This is a genomic window from Polyangium sorediatum (assembly GCF_029946465.1).
Lineage (GTDB): Bacteria > Myxococcota_A > Polyangia > Polyangiales > Polyangiaceae > Polyangium > Polyangium fumosum.
In genome coordinates, this window is the sequence record NZ_JARZHI010000022.1 from 150,372 (window position 1) to 167,190 (window position 16,819).

Annotated in this window: 15 protein-coding genes; 6 read left to right on the forward strand and 9 right to left on the reverse strand. The window is 67.5% G+C overall.

Annotated features, from left to right (window positions below; genetic code table 11):
* Positions 1–20: 20 nt before the first annotated feature.
* Positions 21–602: a hypothetical protein gene (locus QHF89_RS24505; RefSeq protein ID WP_136927706.1), complete on the reverse strand. Its 582-nt coding sequence runs from the start codon at positions 600–602 to the stop codon at positions 21–23.
* A gap of 284 nt (positions 603–886) precedes the next feature.
* Here QHF89_RS24505 and QHF89_RS24510 point away from each other — a divergent pair, with 284 nt between their 5' ends.
* Positions 887–2,770, forward strand: a complete 1,884-nt coding sequence (locus QHF89_RS24510) for a WD40/YVTN/BNR-like repeat-containing protein (protein ID WP_136970213.1) — start codon at positions 887–889, stop codon at positions 2,768–2,770.
* A gap of 8 nt (positions 2,771–2,778) precedes the next feature.
* On the opposite strand, the gene QHF89_RS24515 is transcribed toward QHF89_RS24510, so the two are convergent.
* Positions 2,779–3,678, reverse strand: coding sequence for a dienelactone hydrolase family protein (locus QHF89_RS24515; RefSeq protein ID WP_136970212.1), 900 nt, complete (start codon positions 3,676–3,678; stop codon positions 2,779–2,781).
* Positions 3,679–3,788: 110 nt separating this feature from the next.
* Here QHF89_RS24515 and QHF89_RS24520 point away from each other — a divergent pair, with 110 nt between their 5' ends.
* Both QHF89_RS24520 and QHF89_RS24525 read left to right on the forward strand, forming a co-directional pair.
* Complete coding sequence (locus QHF89_RS24520) at positions 3,789–5,255, forward strand: Ig-like domain-containing protein (RefSeq protein ID WP_136970211.1); 1,467 nt, start codon at positions 3,789–3,791, stop codon at positions 5,253–5,255.
* 172 nt (positions 5,256–5,427) lie between these two features.
* Positions 5,428–6,657, forward strand: a complete 1,230-nt coding sequence (locus QHF89_RS24525; protein WP_284720897.1) for a hypothetical protein — start codon at positions 5,428–5,430, stop codon at positions 6,655–6,657.
* Positions 6,658–6,679: 22 nt separating this feature from the next.
* Here the strand turns inward: QHF89_RS24525 and QHF89_RS24530 are convergent, their stop codons facing one another.
* The 5 genes from QHF89_RS24530 to QHF89_RS24550 are packed head-to-tail and all read right to left on the reverse strand — an operon-like array spanning position 6,680 to position 10,662.
* Complete coding sequence (locus QHF89_RS24530) at positions 6,680–8,011, reverse strand: sensor histidine kinase (protein WP_136970209.1); 1,332 nt, start codon at positions 8,009–8,011, stop codon at positions 6,680–6,682.
* Positions 8,012–8,701, reverse strand: a complete 690-nt coding sequence (locus QHF89_RS24535; protein WP_284720898.1) for a response regulator transcription factor — start codon at positions 8,699–8,701, stop codon at positions 8,012–8,014.
* Between the two features lie 7 nt (positions 8,702–8,708).
* Positions 8,709–8,945, reverse strand: a complete 237-nt coding sequence (locus tag QHF89_RS24540; protein ID WP_136970207.1) for a hypothetical protein — start codon at positions 8,943–8,945, stop codon at positions 8,709–8,711.
* A 2-nt stretch (positions 8,946–8,947) separates the two neighbouring features.
* Complete coding sequence (locus QHF89_RS24545) at positions 8,948–10,051, reverse strand: cytochrome-c peroxidase (protein WP_284720899.1); 1,104 nt, start codon at positions 10,049–10,051, stop codon at positions 8,948–8,950.
* The gene (locus QHF89_RS24550) at positions 10,030–10,662 is read right to left on the reverse strand and encodes a hypothetical protein (protein WP_284720900.1); all 633 of its coding nucleotides are present in this window, start codon (positions 10,660–10,662) and stop codon (positions 10,030–10,032) included. Before QHF89_RS24550 ends, QHF89_RS24545 begins: the two co-directional genes overlap by 22 nt.
* Before the next feature lie 477 nt (positions 10,663–11,139).
* On the opposite strand from QHF89_RS24550, the gene QHF89_RS24555 reads away from it, so the two are divergent.
* The 3 genes from QHF89_RS24555 (at position 11,140) to QHF89_RS24565 (ending at position 13,996) form a co-directional block, all read left to right on the forward strand.
* Positions 11,140–11,382 (forward strand): hypothetical protein, encoded by a 243-nt coding sequence (locus QHF89_RS24555; protein ID WP_284720901.1) that lies wholly within the window; start codon positions 11,140–11,142, stop codon positions 11,380–11,382.
* Between the two features lie 313 nt (positions 11,383–11,695).
* Complete coding sequence (locus QHF89_RS24560) at positions 11,696–13,288, forward strand: Nif11-like leader peptide family natural product precursor (RefSeq protein ID WP_284720902.1); 1,593 nt, start codon at positions 11,696–11,698, stop codon at positions 13,286–13,288.
* Between the two features lie 324 nt (positions 13,289–13,612).
* Positions 13,613–13,996, forward strand: a complete 384-nt coding sequence (locus QHF89_RS24565) for a hypothetical protein (protein ID WP_136971914.1) — start codon at positions 13,613–13,615, stop codon at positions 13,994–13,996.
* Positions 13,997–14,009: 13 nt separating this feature from the next.
* Here the strand turns inward: QHF89_RS24565 and QHF89_RS24570 are convergent, their stop codons facing one another.
* On the reverse strand, positions 14,010–15,272 hold the full coding sequence (locus QHF89_RS24570; protein WP_136971915.1) for a monooxygenase: 1,263 nt from the start codon (positions 15,270–15,272) through the stop codon (positions 14,010–14,012).
* A 112-nt stretch (positions 15,273–15,384) separates the two neighbouring features.
* Positions 15,385–16,509: a hypothetical protein gene (locus QHF89_RS24575; protein ID WP_284720903.1), complete on the reverse strand. Its 1,125-nt coding sequence runs from the start codon at positions 16,507–16,509 to the stop codon at positions 15,385–15,387.
* Positions 16,510–16,819 lie beyond the last annotated feature (310 nt).

Genomic DNA, 16,819 nt, shown 5'->3' on the forward strand with positions numbered 1-16,819 from the left:
TTCGGACAGACCGGCCCGCGTCAGGCTTTTTTCGGGCCGGTCACCGGGACGAACGAGCCATGCTGCACGCGGTCGGCGCCGGGCTTCGGGAGCGCGCCGGGCAGGACCGTGATCTTGGCCTCGCCCACGATTTGACCCCGCGAGGCGACCCACTCGTTGCGCTCCTCGATCCACGCCATGCACGCCGCGCGCACCTCGTCCGAGATGCCGCGCGGATCGTCCTGATCGGCGAGCTGCAGGCCCGTGTCGTACCGGAAACGGACTTCCATCGGGCGGTTCGGGTCGAGCGACTTCTGCGCCTCGCGGTGCGCCGCGCGCGCCGCCTCGTTCTCCTTCTCGCGCGCGAGCGCTTGCTCCTCGGCGGCCTTCTCGCGCACCTTGGCGAGGGCCTTCTCGGCCGCTTGCTCCTCGGGGTCGAGCGGCCGCATCGCGCCCTTCAGGCGGTCGTTCTGCTCGCGCGAGAGGCCCTCGAAGACCACGCCGAGCACGTCGGTGAAGCGCGGGCGCTCGCGGAGCCACGCCGATGTCGCCTCCTCGTCCGGGAACTCCTGGAAAGACGTCTCGCCGGTCTTCAGGTTTTCGAGCTTGAGCATGATCTTCATGGCCCGCATCATCGCCGGGCTCGAAGCGCAAGGCAAGGGCATGCACCTTGCTGCCCGCGGGCCGAGGAGACGCTCCGATGCTTGCAGGAAAATGCGCGTTTATCGGGATCGTCCTTTCGACGGCCTCGCTCTCGTCCTGCCTCCCGGGTCCCCGGGAATTCGAGGACCTCATGTCGGTAAGCCCGAGGCGTGCCCCCTGCGCCCCGGGGCTCGTGCGGCGGGGCGATACGTGCGAAGAGCCTCTCTGGGCGGAGATCGCGCCCCTGCCCGCCAGCGCATTTCGTATGCGCGACGTCGTGGACGTGGACGGCAAAGAGGCATGGATCGTCGGCCAGGGCGGGCTCGTATTGCACAGCAGCGACGGCGGTGAGAGCTTCGAGCGCGTCGACGCAGGCACGACCGAGGACCTCGCCTTCGTGTGGGCGGACGAGCACGCGATCGTGCTGACGGGAGCGCGGCGCGCCTGGGTTTCTCTCGACGAAGGCGGGACGTTCATCCCTTCGCCCGAGGCGCCCGAAGAGCTCACGCGGTGCATTCATTTCTTTGGCCGCCTGGTCTGCGGCTCCGCGCAGGGCGGCCTTTATCATTCGAAGGGCGGCGATTCATCCTTCGTGTACGTTCCCTTCGGCGGACGCACGGTGGTCGAGGCGGGGCCGGGGTATCTCGTGGCCGCGACCGAAATCGGCACGACGACGCGGATCCGCGCGACGCAGGAGCCGGACCTGCGCGCGTTTTACGGCGACACGCAGATCCCCCTCGTGTACCCCGGCTCCGTCGACTCCTTGTGGGTCTCGCGCAGCGAGCTGCTCGCGTGCGTGGTGGCCGATGACAACCCGGGCGCGCCCGGCGGCCTGGCGCTCCATTGCTCGACGACGCGGGGCCATACGTTCGAGGTGCGGGGATCGTATTCGCCCGAATGCGCGCGGGGCCAACGCATCGCCGGCACGCCCGGCTCGCTCCACGTGATGACCTATTGCAACACCGTCGACATGCCCACCACGTTCGAGGTCTGGTCCTCGGGCGACGGCGGGCAGACGTTCACGAAAGGCACGTGGGGCGCCGAATTCGAGAGCTCGTGGCGCGGCGCGAACCGCATCAGCTTCGGGACCGCGAACCACGGGCTCCTGCTCACGCACCGGCTGCGCCGCTCGACCGACGGGGCGCGAAGCTCGGCGCCGATCGAGCAAAACGCGATGTCCGTGGATTGGCCCGACGGCCTCAACGAAAACAAGGCGATCTTTTTCCCGACGAAGGCGCGTGGCTACGTGATCGCGATGCAGAACACGACCGCGGTGTTCAAGTTCCGGCTCTACCGCACGGACGACGCGTTCCATTTTGACGAGGGAACGGACCTCCCGGCGTTCACGGACATGGGGACCCGCCCCCCTTCCCTCTCGGCCTACGAGGATCTGCTCTGGCTCGCGTTCCCGGGCGAAGACGTGCAGCAGACCTTCCTGCGCAGCGAGGACGGCGGCCGGACCTTCCTCCACGACGGTTTTCCCGCGCAGGGGCAGCCGCTCGCGGCCGCCGTGGTCGGGCCGGGCGGGCTCGGGTTCGTCGCGACCGCGCGGGGCGCCGTGAATGCTCGTCCGCTCTATCGGTCGAAGGACGGCGGCGCCACGTTCAGCGAACTCTCGCTCCTACACGGGATGTACGTCCGCGCCCTAAGGATCCTCGAATCGGGGCGGCTCGTCGCGGCGGGCGAGAATGGGCTCCTTTTGACGAGTGACAACGAGGGGCAGTCGTTCACCATCCGGCGGGGTGGCTTGCCCGGCCGCAGCGGGTGGTTGCCTGACGAAGAACAACTCGTGTCGCTCGATTTCGCGCCCGGCACGCAAGTGGGGTGGGCCGGCGGCGTGACGGCCGCGGGAGAGGCGCTGCTGCTGCGCACCGAGGACGGCGGCGCGACCTGGGTCCCGCAGGCGCCCGGAGGATCGCCGGGCGCTCGAATCGTGCAGGTCGCGGCCGCGACGCCGTCCCACGCGAGCGTCGTGCTCGAATTGCAGGGCGGCGAGCGTTCGCTCGTGATGACGCAGGATGGGGGGCAATCGTGGGCGACGCGGGAGACGCCCGGCGGCGACCCGCTCCGGAGGGTCGCGCGGCTCCCGGACGGCGAGACGACGTTCGCGCTCGGGGCGTACGGCCTCTATCGCAGCCGCACGCCCTGAGCCGCGCCTCATTCCGATACGAGCTTCCGCCGCAAAAACGCGCGGACCTTGTCCCAGGCGTCCGCCGCGCTCTTCTCGTCGTACCGCGGCTGCGAGGGGTTCGCGAAGGCGTGCGGCGCGTCGTAGCGGTAAATCGTGTGCGTGACGCCGGCCTTGGTGAGGGCCGCGTCGAACGTATTCACGGCCTCCGGCGGGATCGCCTGATCCTTGTTGCCGAAGATGCCGAGGATCTCCGCCTTGATCGGCGAAAGCTCGGCCGGGTCCGTGACGAGCTGGCCATAATAGATCACGGACGCGTCGAGGTCGGGCTCGTGCATGGCGAGCTGGAGCGACCAGGCGCCGCCGAAGCACCAGCCGATCACGCCGGTGCGTTTCGCCTGGATGCGTGGGTCTTTCTCCAGGAAATCGTGCGCCGCGACGAGCGTGGCCATCGCCTTCTTGTTGTCGACGCTCTTCATCATGGCCATCGCCTCGTCCGGACTCTTCGCGGTCTTGCCGCCATAAAGGTCGACGGCGAGCGCGGCATATCCGTCCTCGGCGAGCCGGTCGGTCCAGTGCTGGATGTGCTCGTTCAGGCCCCACCATTCGTGGATGACGACGAGGCCCGGCAGGGGCGCGGTTTTCCCCTTGGGCAGGCTGAGGTAGGCGCTCGTGCCGTCGATCGTGACGCGCTCGCCGCGCGGCGCCGGGGCTTTCGTGGCGTCGAGCTGGTGCAGCGCCTTGAAAGCCTCCTCGGAGAGCGTTCCCCGCATGCCCTCGGCGGGCGACGTGGTTTGCTCCGTGGCGGGCGTGGCGCTGCCGGGATCGGGCGCGGGCGCGCCGCCGCAACCGGCGAGGGCGAGCACGGACAGGCCCACGGCGAGGGCGCGGGCCGAGCGGAAGAGACCTTCGAGCTTTCCGAACCTCATGGCGCGCACTCTACACCGAGGCGCGCGCATGGGAACGCCCTTCGTTCGTCCGCGCGCGGCCGCCGTCCGGGGCGAAGACAAGAGGGGGCAAGCTCGTCTAGAATGGCTCGATGCGATACCGATCCCTCGCGCTCCTCGTCCCCTTTTCCCTCGCCGCGTGTGGTTCGGAGGGTGACCCCTCAAAACCCACGGCGGGAACACCCGCGTCGATCCACCTCGATCTCGCGCGGCAAGATGGGCCCGCGCCGTATCCCGTCGAGGTCACGGCGCGCGTGACGTCGAGCGACGGGAAACCCGTGCCCGGGCTCTCGGTGGAATTCACGGCCGAGGGCGGCACGGCCGGCACGGTCGCCGAGGTCTCCGCGGGCGCCTATCGGGTCACGGTCGAACCCACGCTCGCCGCGGGCGACGCCGGGGAAGTGGTGGTGCGGGCGAAGGTCGCGGATCTCTCGGCCGAGGCGACGGCCGTGGTGCTGCCGGTCGTGGGCGCGGCGTGGGGGCAGCCGGAGCGTGTCCCCGGGCTCGTCAATACCACGGGCACGGAGGACTCGGCCGAGGTGAGCCCGGATGGAGAATGGCTCATCGTGAGCACGTATTCACCGGCCGACCTGCTCTGCTGCATTGCAGGCAAGGACCTGCCCGGCTGCACGGGCGAGGCCGCGAGCCCGATGTCACCCACATGCAATGCGACGCATGGCCCGTACGCCGCCCCCGAGCGGCCCGACATGCCGGGCGCGGGGCGGATCCTGTCGCCGACCAAGATCGACCACACGATTCCCCAGCTCGGCGTGGCGCAGGAGCTCTTCGCCTTGCCGCCCGTGGCCGCGTACGGGTTCCGCAGGCAGCCGGACGGCTCGTTCGCCGCGCCGTTCGTGATCGCGATCGACATGAATGGCTACACGTATTCGCCGTTCGGCTTCACGTACCTCGGCGCGCCGAAGGACGGCGCCGCGTCCGTGCTCTTCGCGTTCGACCCGCTGCACGGGGCGGACACGGGGCCCGATCTGTATCAGGCCGACATCCAGCTCGGCGCGCCCGTGAGCCTTGGGAAGTATTCGTTCGAGAACAACTTCCTCATCGCCGACCCCTTCCCCCCCACGCAGCTCCCGCTCGTGCCGCTGGATCCATTCCACTCGAATCCCGCGTTGGGTCACGGCTACGTCTGGTTCGATACCGAGGGGCCGGTGGAGAAGGACATCTTCGTCGCCAAACCCTCGGGCGCGCTGCCGGGCGCGACGTTCTCCGAGACGGTCGTCGCCGCGATCAGCAAGCCCGACGTCGAGGAGTTCCAGCCCTTCGTGGACGAGGCCGCGTCGAAGCTTTATTTCTCGCGTGACTTCCGCGACATCTCGACGAGCGCTTATTCGGGCGGGGATCCGGCGCTGCCGGCCTCGTTCGGCGATCCCGTCGTCGAGCTCGGACTCGACGCGCTGCCCGACGGACCCGGCGATATCGTGGCGGTCGGCGAGCCGAGCGTCGCGCGGACGGGCAGCGGCGAGGAGTGGCTCTACTTCGTGTATTACGTCCGGCGGGAGGGCCACTACGACGGCTCGGTCGGACGGGTGAAGAAGCGCTAGAACTCATCCACGCAACGGCATCGGTTGGCCCGCACGGCGTCCACGACAAATGAGCGCGAATGGTTCTTCCTTCTCGCGCCCTTTACCATCTTTTCCTCTCGCCAGCCCATCGGGGTGCTACCCTCCACCTCCGATCGCGGACGATACGTCGTCCCCTGGGGGAGAGGACCGTATGAAGAGAGGTGTGCTTCGTCTCGCGCTTTCACTTGCGCTGATCGGGAGCGGCGCGCTCACCGCATCGACCGCCCGGGCAGCCGTACCTGGTGAATGCTTCGAGGGCCCGGTGCTTTCGGGCGCCCGGACGTTGTATTGCATCCCGGCCGAGGGGTGGAACGGCGAGGTCGTCGCGTATGCCCATGGGTACGTCCCGCCGATGGCACCCCTCGATTATCATGGTCTGGTGATGGCGGACGGCACCTATCTGCCCGATCTCGTGCAATCGCTGGGGTATGCGTTTGCCACGACCAGCTACCGCCGCAACGGCCTCGCGGTCCTCGAGGGCGTGGAGGATGTCCGGAACCTCATCGACGCGTTCCCGTCGGCGTTCGACCGCGCCTATGTGACCGGGCCGTCCGAAGGGGGACTCGTCACCGCGATCCTGGCGGAAGACGAGCTCGGGACGCAGCGGTTCGACGGCGCCCTGTCCCTTTGCGGGCCGATTGGCAGCTTCCGGCGGCAGCTCAATTTCTGGGGCGACTTCCGGGTGCTCTTCGATTCTTTCTTCCCGGGCGCCCTGCCCCCGAGCCCGATCTCGATCCCGCCGACGGTCATAGCGCAATGGGAGACCACGTACGCACCGAGCATCGCCGCCCTGCTATCCGCGCGGCCCCTCGCCACCGCCCAGCTCATCAGCACCTCCAAGGCCCCGATCGACATCGCCGATCCCGCGACGGCCGTGAACACGACGCTGGGCCTCCTGTGGTACAACGTGTTCGCCACGAACGACGGCATCACACAGCTCGGCGGCAACCCGTTCGACAACCAATCGCGCTTCTATCACGGATCCTTCAACGACATTGCGCTCAACAAGAAGGTCCAGCGTTTCTCGGCCAGCCCGATCGCGCTCGCGAGCGTCGCGCATTACGAGACCTCCGGCACCCCGACGATTCCCCTCGTCACCATGCACACCCTCGGGGACGAGATCATCCCTTCCTGGCACCAGAGCCTTTACCAGGTGAAGCTGCTCTCGCATGGCGAGTTCGGCACGATCCAGATCCCCATCCCCCGGTACGGGCATTGCAACTTCACCACGGCCGAGGTGCTCGTGGCATTCAACTTGATGGTATTGCAGACGACGGGCGAGGCGCTCGCCCAGGTGCCTGCCGCGTACGACGTGGCCTCGACGCGCTCGGAGATCGAGCGTGCGGCGGCGGAGTTCGCCGCGCGCGACGTCGAGCCATGACGGCATCCGGCCTCGAGCAAGATCAGCCGAGGCCAGCGGGCCGGCACGCGCCTGCCACGACCACGCGGAGGCCCGGCGCCTCACCGGCCTCGAATCGGACCTCCCAGCCAAGCCGTCGAGCCGCCTCCAGCGTGACGGTGAGTCCCAAGCCGCCGCTCCGAGGGCGAGCTTCGTCGCCGCCAAACGTGGCCTCCTGCAAGCTCGCAAGTTGATCTCGCCCAATGCCCGGCCCGTCGTCGGCGACGGTCAGCTCGAACGTGTCGCCCTCCCGCTCGAGGATCACCGCGACGTGACCGCCGTGGCGACCGTGGCGCACGGCGTTGTGGACGAGGTTCGCGATCGCTCGCTCGGCCAGCGCGGGCGCGCCCGACGTGATCACCGGCCGTTCGGGGAACGACGCCGCCACCTCCATGCCGCGGAGGGCCCCAAGCGCTGCGAACCGGGCTTCGAGCCGCTGCACGATCTCGCACAGGTCGACGACGCCTGCTGCGGAGGACTCGAGGCCTCGCCGGAGCAATGTCCCCTGGTGCAGGTTGTCGACGAGAGCGTTCACGTATTCAGCGTCATCGAGCGCCCGGCCGACCTCCGGTCCACCGCCGAGCGGCACGAGATCCTGCACCGCGAGCACCAGCGATGCGAGCGGCGTCCGGAGGTCGTGCGCAATCTCGGCGAGGTGCCGCTCCAGCGCCACTTGACGCTCCCGGAGCTCCGCCTCGTTCGTGAGAATTCGCCTATGGGAGGCGTCGAGCACGGCGGCGATGGCCCCAAGCGCGTCCGGGATCTCATCGGTGGCGGGGATGTACGCGGTGGATCCCACCGCCTCCGCCGCGCGCCGGATCTGCGCAATGCGATGCAAGAGCGGGTGCAACACGAACCAGGTGGCGAGGCCGACCAGGAGGAGCAGCGAAAATCCCGTGCCGAGCACCACCCCAAGACGGGCCGCGCTGCCCATCTCCGGGGGCGGCGCCCCGACGCGCACCCGTATCAATGCGCACGGCCCTGCCTCGGCCACGCGTTGCACCTCCACGTGGTCGGGACCCGGCCCCCCCACACTCACGGCCCCCCCGTCACGCACCGCCTTCTCGACGAGCGCGCGTTCGAGGAGCGGGGCGCTCGCGTTCCTCGAGCGTCCTTCCAGGTCGTAGGCCCACGCGTCGCCGAATTCGAAGATCCCCTTCTTCCAATGTGCGGGATCTGCCTCGCACGCCGTGAGATCTTCCACGGGCACGGTCCATCGCTCCAGAAACGGCACGCGGTTCACGGTAGCGATGGTGGTGGCGAGCAGGACCACGACCGTAGCCGCCCCAGAGACGACCATGGCCAGGACCACGCGAGCCCGAAGGGACAACCTCACTTACGGCTCCTCGGCGGGGGTGTATCGATAGCCAATGCCCCACACCGTGGTGATACGCTTGCCGTCATGGCCCAGCTTCTTCCGAATGCGGGAGACATGGGTATCCACGGTGCGTTCGATGACGCCGGCGTCCTCGCTGAGCGTGCTCTCCGCGAGAGCGCGCCGGCTCACCGCCCGGCCCGGGCGCTCGACGAGCCATGAAAGGATGTTGAATTCGAAGCGGGTGAGGCCAATGTCCTCGCCGTCGCGCGTCGCGGTTCGACGGTCGAGGTCGAGGAACACGGAGCCCACGGCCAACGTCCGCGGAGGGACCTGCTCGCGAAGCGCGAGGCGGGTCCGGAGGCGCACGACGAGCTCCTCGATCCAGAAGGGCTTGGGGACGAAGTCGACCGCGCCGAGCTCGAAGCTTTTCATCCGCGACGAAAGCTCCGTGCGCGCGGAAAGGACGATCACCGGGATGGATACACGCCCGCTCAATGCGGCCAGCACATCGAAGCCAGTGCGGCCGGGGAGCATGAGGTCGAGCACGAGGGCGTCGAAGGGCTGGAGGGCGAGCTGCGTGGCCGCGTCCCCGTCCATCGCGACGGTGACATCGAACCCAGCACGCGCGAGGCCGCTGACGAGCCCCTGGAGGACCTGCATGTCGTCTTCCACGACGAGGAGGCGGGGCTTGGCCTTGGGGTCGCTCACGTCACGATCATTGGGCGGTGCTTTTGCAGTGGGCTTTGACATCGGCCACGGCGGCGTCGCATTCCTTGCCGTTCGCACAAGGAAACTCCTGACCGTCGGCCAAGAAGTAACACGCGGTGGAGTTGCAGCAGGTCTCCACGCTATCGCAGCCGTCGACGGGGGCCAAGGTGCACTCATCGAGGGGGCTAGAGGCGCAAGCCACGAGGGAGAGGACGAGGGTGATCATGCTCAATCGGGCGTTCATGATTACCTTCCTCCTGCCGGTGGCAACCCGCTGGGCACGCGCTCCGGGATCGTTCGATCGAACGTCCCCTCGGAGAGCGCCTCGAAAAACACGAGAATGTCATCACCTTGGCCATGCGCGACCTCGACGTCCCCCTCGACCAGCGGGTCGACTTTGATGTGGTGGTCGATGTTGTGATAGAAGTCCACCGTCTCGCTGAGCGTCTCGAACACGCCGTTGTGCATGTACGGCGCGGTGCGGGTCACCATGCGCAGCGATGGCGTCCGGAACGCGCCGCCTTCGGGTTCGGGGAATACGGATTCGCCGTAGCCGGCCTCGCCGATGCGTGCCGGCACCTTGAGGTTGTGCAGCTTGTAGTCCGAGAGCATCGGGCCGGAGTGGCAGCCCGAGCAGCCCTGGGAGATGAAGCCGTGCAGGCCGCGGATCTGCGACGTGGTCATCGCTTCGTCGTCGCCGGCCATGTACCGATCGAACGAGCTGTCCCTCGGCACCAGCGTGCGCTCGAAGGCCGCGAGCGCCTTGGCGAGGTTCGTCGCATTCACGCTCTCCGCGCCGAACGCCGCTTCGAACAGCGTGGTGTACGCGGGGATGGCCACGAGACGTGTGACGAGCTCGCCCAGGATCTCGTCCTCGCCGAACGCCGTGCCGCGCATCTCGTCGGCGTTCTTCAGCGGCCCGAGCGCCTGCGCTTCGAGCGACTCCGCGCGATTGTCCCAGAACATCTGCGCCTGCTCGGGTGGCACCTGGCCGTCGACCGTCAGCCCATTGAAGGCAGTGCCGAGCACGGTCGGCGTGTTGCGCGCGGCGCTGATGAAGCGACCGCCGACCCCGACGGGAAATGCGAGGCCATCGGAGTACGCGAAGTCCGGATGGTGGCAGCTCGCGCACGCGACGTCGCGATTGCCCGAGAGGATTGGATCCCAGAACAACATACGCCCGAGCTCGACCGCTTCGGGGGTGGTCGGATTGTCGTCCGGCGCCGGCACGCTTTCGGGGAGCGAGGCGAGCGTCTCTCGCGCATCCGGCGTCAGGGTGCACCCGGTGGCGACCAGCGCGGCAAGGAGGGACCACGTCTTGAATGCCTTCACGACGGCCTCCGGGTCCATACCTGCCTCCCCAGCCACACCATGAAGGTGTTGTCCCATGGCAGGGTCTCGATTCCGGTGTATTTCTCGTAGAACGGCGAGGGGAGCAGATTGAAATCCACGCCCAAACCAAGGTCGAACCCCCAGAAACGAGCCCCGATCTGGACCTTGGCCGTCAGGGTCGCTCCGACGTCGGTGGCGCTGGCGATCCTCTGGGGCAAAAGGACGCTCATTTGCTCGACGTAGGGGATCGCGCCGAGGCCGACCTGGGCCCACGGTCCGACGTTTTCCCAAGGAAAGACCCGCAGGCTGACGCCGAGCGGGCCAAGGTACCGTTGCGACCCTTGGGTCCAAATCACGCTCATGCCGGCGTTCGCGACCACCTGCGTATGGGCGCTCGTTCGCCATCCGACCTCCGCGCCCACCCACGGGCCGGGGTTCTCGTAGATCAGGAACGTCGGAAACAACGCGCCCGCCGTGACGGTCACATTCTCCGGGACCAGCGCATGGAGCTTGCCGCGCTCGTCGGCACGCGCCTCGGCGCTCCAGGTCAGCGCGAGGATCAGAGGGATTCCGAGGATGCGAGGAGGACGAGGCGGTCTTGAAGGTAGGGGGATGCGGTCTTGAAGCATGGAGAGGACCTACCGCGGTCCTGTTGAGGAACTGTTGAGGCCCGCGGAGACCTGCCTGTCAGGTCGGCCATGCCCAGAGGACCGAGCTTCGGGCCGACAGGGTCGCCTCGTGTCGACCCCCTCGGGAGACGATGACCCGCCGGGGTCGACACGAGGCGACCCCCTCGGGAGACGATGACCGACGGGGGTCGACACGTGGCGACCCCCTCGGTGCACGAGGACCGACGGGGGTCGACGCGAGGCGACTCCCTCGGTGCACGACGACAGGCGAGGGTAGAAACGTGTCGACCCCCTCGGTGCACGAGGACCGGCGGCCGTCGCCACGTGGCGACCCCCTTGGTGCACGAGGACCGGCGGCCGTCGCCACGTGGCGACCCCGTCGAGAGACCGTCGCGACCTCTCCTGTCCTGCGAAGGGGTCCTGCGCGCATCGACGCAGCCTCTCCGAGGGCGCGCCTTCGGCGAGGAGGACGAAGAGATGGTCGAGCTTCGAGAGTTTGCGTTCGCGAGCGAGATCGACATGCATGGCGCGCGCAACGACGGCCCAGTTGACACGCCTCATTCGCCGCTGCAGACAACCATCATTCCTGCGATATTGCTATTGAAGGCATCGGATATGGAAGAGAGGGGGAATGACCATGACGCGGAACCAGAGCTCGTACGTCGTATGTCTCGCCTTATTTCTTCTCGTTTCTCCCGCGGCCCGCGCATCAGAGGGTGATCGCTGCAGTCCGCAGATCGCGAACAATTCGGCGGCTGCCGGCGTCTGCACGCCCGTTTGCGCGAGATTCAAGATGGCATTCGCGGGGAACTGGAGCAACGTTCGGAGTCACCCGCCCGTGGCATCGTGCATCGCGGCGAACGCAGGCCTGGCCGTTTGCGGCTGCACGTATACGACGCCGGCGCCGAGCGGCGTGGTTACGCCGACGGTCGAAGACGTCGACGCGACGCCGCCGCCTCGCCTCCCCATCGGCCTGAGGGCAACGTGTCTCGACGGACCGGACACATTGAACAGCAGCGGGAGTTGTCCCGTCGTGGGCACCGGCAACGGGATCACGTTCTGGGCGTTGAGCTATGCCGACGACAGGAATGGCATGGCCATCGTCGGATACGACGCGGGCGGCAACGTCGTTTCTCTCCTCGAGAGAACGGGCGCGCATTACGTGTGGGACATCACCGTGGATGCGACGAACCAGACCATCTCCTTCTTTGGCCAGTCGAACCAGACCATCACGCTGAACTGGAACGATCTCTTCGTTCCTCAGATCGGCAGCCGCACGAATGCGAGTTACGTCCTCTGGCCGACGGCCACGAGCGGTACGGCGTCCTGGACCAACGGCGCCGCGAATTACGGGACCGCCGCACCCTTCGGCGCCGGTGCGAATCAATTGCTCGACCCGTACGTGGAGCACGCCGCCGGCATGCAGCTTTGCGCCTCGACGCAAAAACCGTGGTTCGACTTCGCCACCGCCACCGTTGCCTCTCCGTATTCGACGGTCACGTGTACCCAGCCGCCTGACCCGGCGCAACCGACGTACAACGCGGCGATGGTTGCATTGCTGAACGCCGCGGTCGGTGATCACGGTCTGATGGCCGCCTTGCGCGCAGCCACGACGGACGAACGACTCATCGCAGTCGCCGCCAGCAAGGGATACACGATCACCGAGGCCGACATCCAGCAAAGCCGAGGAACGCTCCCTTCGACGACGGGGTCGGTGTCGTCGAGATTGGTGGCGGCGGCGAGCAGCTCATCGTCCTGCGGCAATGTCAATCAGAGGCCGTGCACCACGTGCACGCGGGAACAGTGCGTCTACTTTCCGTTCAACTTCTGCTGCATCGAGGAATCGTGTTCGTGTACTGGGTATGGGACCAGTTGCGCACCGGGATTGAGCGTCGGCGGGAACGGCACCTGCCAGCCCGCCTGTCCCGAGAATCAGATTTGCAAAGAATTTACTGTCTTCTATGAATACAACGACAACGGCACCAAGGACAACGGCGTGTGCGAGTCGTGGCTGAGCAAGCCCACTTGTGCAAAGGGCATCCCGAACGACGCTCTCGCCTCGTATGAAGTCATCTTCAAGAGCGACGGGCTCGCGTATTACAAGTCCGACAATACCTTGGTGAATACGTGGACGGGGGGCCAGCACAGGGAAACGCTGTACGTGATCGACGGAAGAACCAGCAAGATCTACCTGGTCAACGTCGACGGGCGTTACATCCAGGTTCGCGGAACGGCCAACTGCATTCCGGCGTCCGTCGCACCAGGCGGATCGACCGCGACTTGCAACAAGCCGAGGCTGACCACGCACGCAGGAATCCTGATGGGATCGGTCTACGGATTGCCGACGCCGAGCCAGGAGCCGGCAGCGAGCGTTCAGCAACGGATCGCCGTCATCGGTGCAGGCACGATCCAGGTCACGAACGGCGCGATTCAATGGATCACGAATGACAGCGGGCACTTCAAGCCGACGCAGGACAACCTGAAAAACAGCATCGCCGTCTTCAAGCGCGCCGGATTCCCGAACTTCCCGCCGCTCGGCGACTGCACGTACGACTTCCGGCCGGTCACAGGCAAACCCGGGGTCTATCGTCAGGACGCGACCACCGCGACCCATTGCGAGTTGTGAGATAGCCCCGAGGCATCTTCAGGGGCGGTGCCGCGCGGCGCCGCCCCCCCTGCACGGCTAGAGGACCCGCCCACACTCTCCGAGAGCCGGTACCGCCCACCCGACGACGTCGCGCCGCTCCTCCTGGATGAGCGCGGGGTGGGGATCGTGACGCGCGTGGGCGCATGGCGCGGCTTTCACGCAGGCGCGAAGAAAATGCGCGGTCGGGCACGGCTCGATCCCGGGAACATCCACGCGCGGCCGGGGTCCGACTGCACCGCCCCGCTGGATCCACGGCGGGGCGACATACGACCCACGAACGACCCTGACCAACGGAGGTTTCCCATGGGAGAGGCATTCAGGCTTGGCGGCTTCGGGATGTACCCGACGCTCTTCTTCGGCATCATTCTGTTCGGCGCGGCCCTCGGGTACGCGAGAAACCCCGGCAAAGGGCGGCTCCTCCTGCCCGCCGTGCTCGCGCTCCTCACCCTGACCGCGGGCTTCCTCGGCTTCTGCACGGGGATCGTCACGACGCTGATGTACGCGGCCGAGGCCCCGAACATGGCCCCGCTCGTGGCGATGGGGACGGCGGAGTCGCTGATCAATGTCTGTCTCGCGCTGGCCATGAACGTGATCGGTGGAATCGTGGTCGCGGTGGGCGCCTACCGTCACGGCCGGAGGAAGCCCGAGATCACGCAGGCGGGCGCGACGGTCGCGCCGACCGTCTGAGCCTCATGCCCCTTCACCCGCACGTCGCGTCGCACGCGGCCTGATCCTCCACGCCGCAGGCCTGCGCGAGGCAGGCCGCGCAATCGCCGAGATCACTGCCCTGGCACCGCTGCGCGCATTCCTTGCCGCGCTTCACCTCGTGGCAACGCACGAGCGCCGAGACCTCGGCCGCGACGGCGGGACAGGCGCGGTGCACGCAATCGTAATACGCGTAGCCCACGCCCTTCTCGCCCTTCAACGCCTCCCCGAGGCACGTGACGGTCTCCGTCCCGCTGGCCTTCCCGCTGCCCACCCACGTCGCCGACGGCGCGCCGCTCGTATCCTGGCACCGCTCGAACGCCTCGTTTTTCGGAAAATACGGGCCGATGAGCTGGCACATCTCGTCCGTCGAGGAGAGGCCATATGCGATGGGCCGCGTCTCGCTGCTTCGGTAATTGCAGCGGATGTCGAGGGTGCTCCCCTGACGGAAGACCAGGGGCGGATCGAGCTCGCGTACGGGCGGCTCCTGCCAGGACGTCGTCGAATAGATGGACGTGGTCGTCCCGTCGGGCGCGCGGAGCGCGGCGTCGAAGGAGGCGCCGCGCGCGTGCATGTGCGATTGCAAGCTCACCACCTGCACGTCGGCGGGCACGGGGCAACGCATGCGCGCCGCGGCCTCGCCGAGGGGCGGCACGCGGAGGACGTGGTTGTCCATGTACAAGAGGCCGGCCTCGATCCGGAGGTCCTCGCGGGGCATGGTGTAGACGTTGATGCGGGCGTCGACCTCGATCGGGGCGGTGGTCGTATTGAGGTAATGGGTGCTCATGACGAGCACCGTGGAGGGCTCGACGATGACGCCGACGCCGTCGGGCAATCGATGGAGCATCCCCACGCTGCCGAAGCTCTCGGATCCGCCGAGCACGGCGTCGACCTTCCAGCGCGCGGTGGCGCCCTGCGAGCAATCGTGCTCCGTGAGGGCGTCGACGGCAATCCCCTCCTCGTCGTGGGACGGAATCTCCTTGTACGGGGTCCGATACAAAAGGACGTGATGTCCGCCCAGGCCGAACACGACGTCCTGCCCCCGGATCACGAGCCCCTCGGGCGGCACCTGGAAGAGCTGGCAACCGTAGGATTCGGTCCCCGAGGCGATGGTGGAGGTCATCCGATATTGAAGGCCCGCGCCCTCCGCCGGCGGGTCGAGGAGAGATTTTCCCGCGGACTGGGTGGAGGGCTCGTCGGGTGTGCACGCCGGCGCGAGGAGCGCGGCAATGAAGACGATGTATTTGTTGGATTTCAATCGGTTCCCCCCGTCGTCATGAGCCTTCTCTTCGCAGAAGTGCCCGGACCCGCAGGGGATTTGCACATGACGTGCCCGGCCGTTCGGGCCGGTCGTCCGCCACGAACGATGCTTATTTCGGGGCTGGCGCCGGCGCGGGGGTCGCTTCGGCCGGCGCGGCCTCCGCCGCGGGTTTCGCGGGCTTCGCAGGCTCGGGCGGCGCGGGGGGTTTTCTGGAGTATCCGAGGCCGAGCGTGAGCATCATTCCGTTACGTATCTGCCATTGATCGGTGAGCTGGGGCTGGCGGACGAGCTTGAGCTCGTAATCGAGCGTCGCCCACTCGACGACTTTGAAGGAAATGGCGGCGCCGATGTCCAGGTTCGTGAGCTGTAACGGGTTCTTTTTGCTTTCCCCGGCCGCGGGGATGTCATTGTTCCACGCCGGGATCAGCGCACCCACGCCGACTTTGTAGGAGATCTTCTTGTCCGAGAACGAGCCCCACATTTCGAGCGACCCCTCGACGCCGACCTGGAGGACGTCGCGGAGCTCCTGCACCTCGACGCGATCGGCCGTGGCCGTGTCGTCCTTCAAGATGAGCTGGCCGTCGGCAAACGTCTGCAATCCGCCGACGCCGATGCGGGTCTCCAGGTTGAACCGATCCCCGGAGACAGGGCGCGCGAAGGGGCCGACGGTCTCTTTCAGCGTGAGCGGACGAAACGGATCGGTGAGCGTGAGGCGGCGCGAGGTGACGGTATCGACCGTGCCGGCGACGCGGGCGATGGAGTACGTGGTGTCGGTGGGGCGGACGTCGAATCCACGGAAGAGGGGCGTGCCCAGGGTGAGGCGGGCGAAGGGGCCAAACCAGGGACGCACGAAATAAAGGTAGGTGCTCTCGATGGTGAAGGCGTCGGCGCTCTTGACGGGCTCTTCGAGGGCCGGCGTCTTCGTGAGCGCCTCGTTGATGCCGAGGACGGTGCGCCATTCGTGGCCGCGACGCCGGTACGTCGCGACGCCGTCGAACTTGAGGCCCACGGTGAGCGTGGAGCCATTCGGCGTGACGCCGACGACGTCGCGCGTGTCCACGAGCGAGAACGTGGCGCCGTTTTTCATGGTGATCTCGAGCCCGTCCTGCTTGGGCGGGTCGGCGATCGCGACGTCCACGTATTGTTTGGTGGCGGCGTTCTGCGCGTGGGAGGCCGCAGGCGCGGAGAGGAGGGCGGCCAGCATCGCGGCCGAAAGGAGTGTACGTCGGGACATGGTTCCTCGGGACCGGAGGGTGTACAGGGGCGAAGTTCTGCGCGCAATGGCAACCGTCGTGCCAGAGGGTGAACCCCCGAAAATACCGAGGAACCTGCGTAGGAGGGTCGGGCCGCGCGCGGGTAGGATGATGTCTCGACGCCGCGACGGGTGAGGCATCGGGTCCTCACCACGGGTGCTCGACGCCGCGGCGCGCCTCGGGCACGTCGCTCCCGGGAGCTAGAGCATCGAACGGTTCGATGCTCTGCGAGATCGCGAAGCGAGCTCGCCTCGGGGGGTGAATCGACCGGGCTTTGCCCGGGCGAGAGGG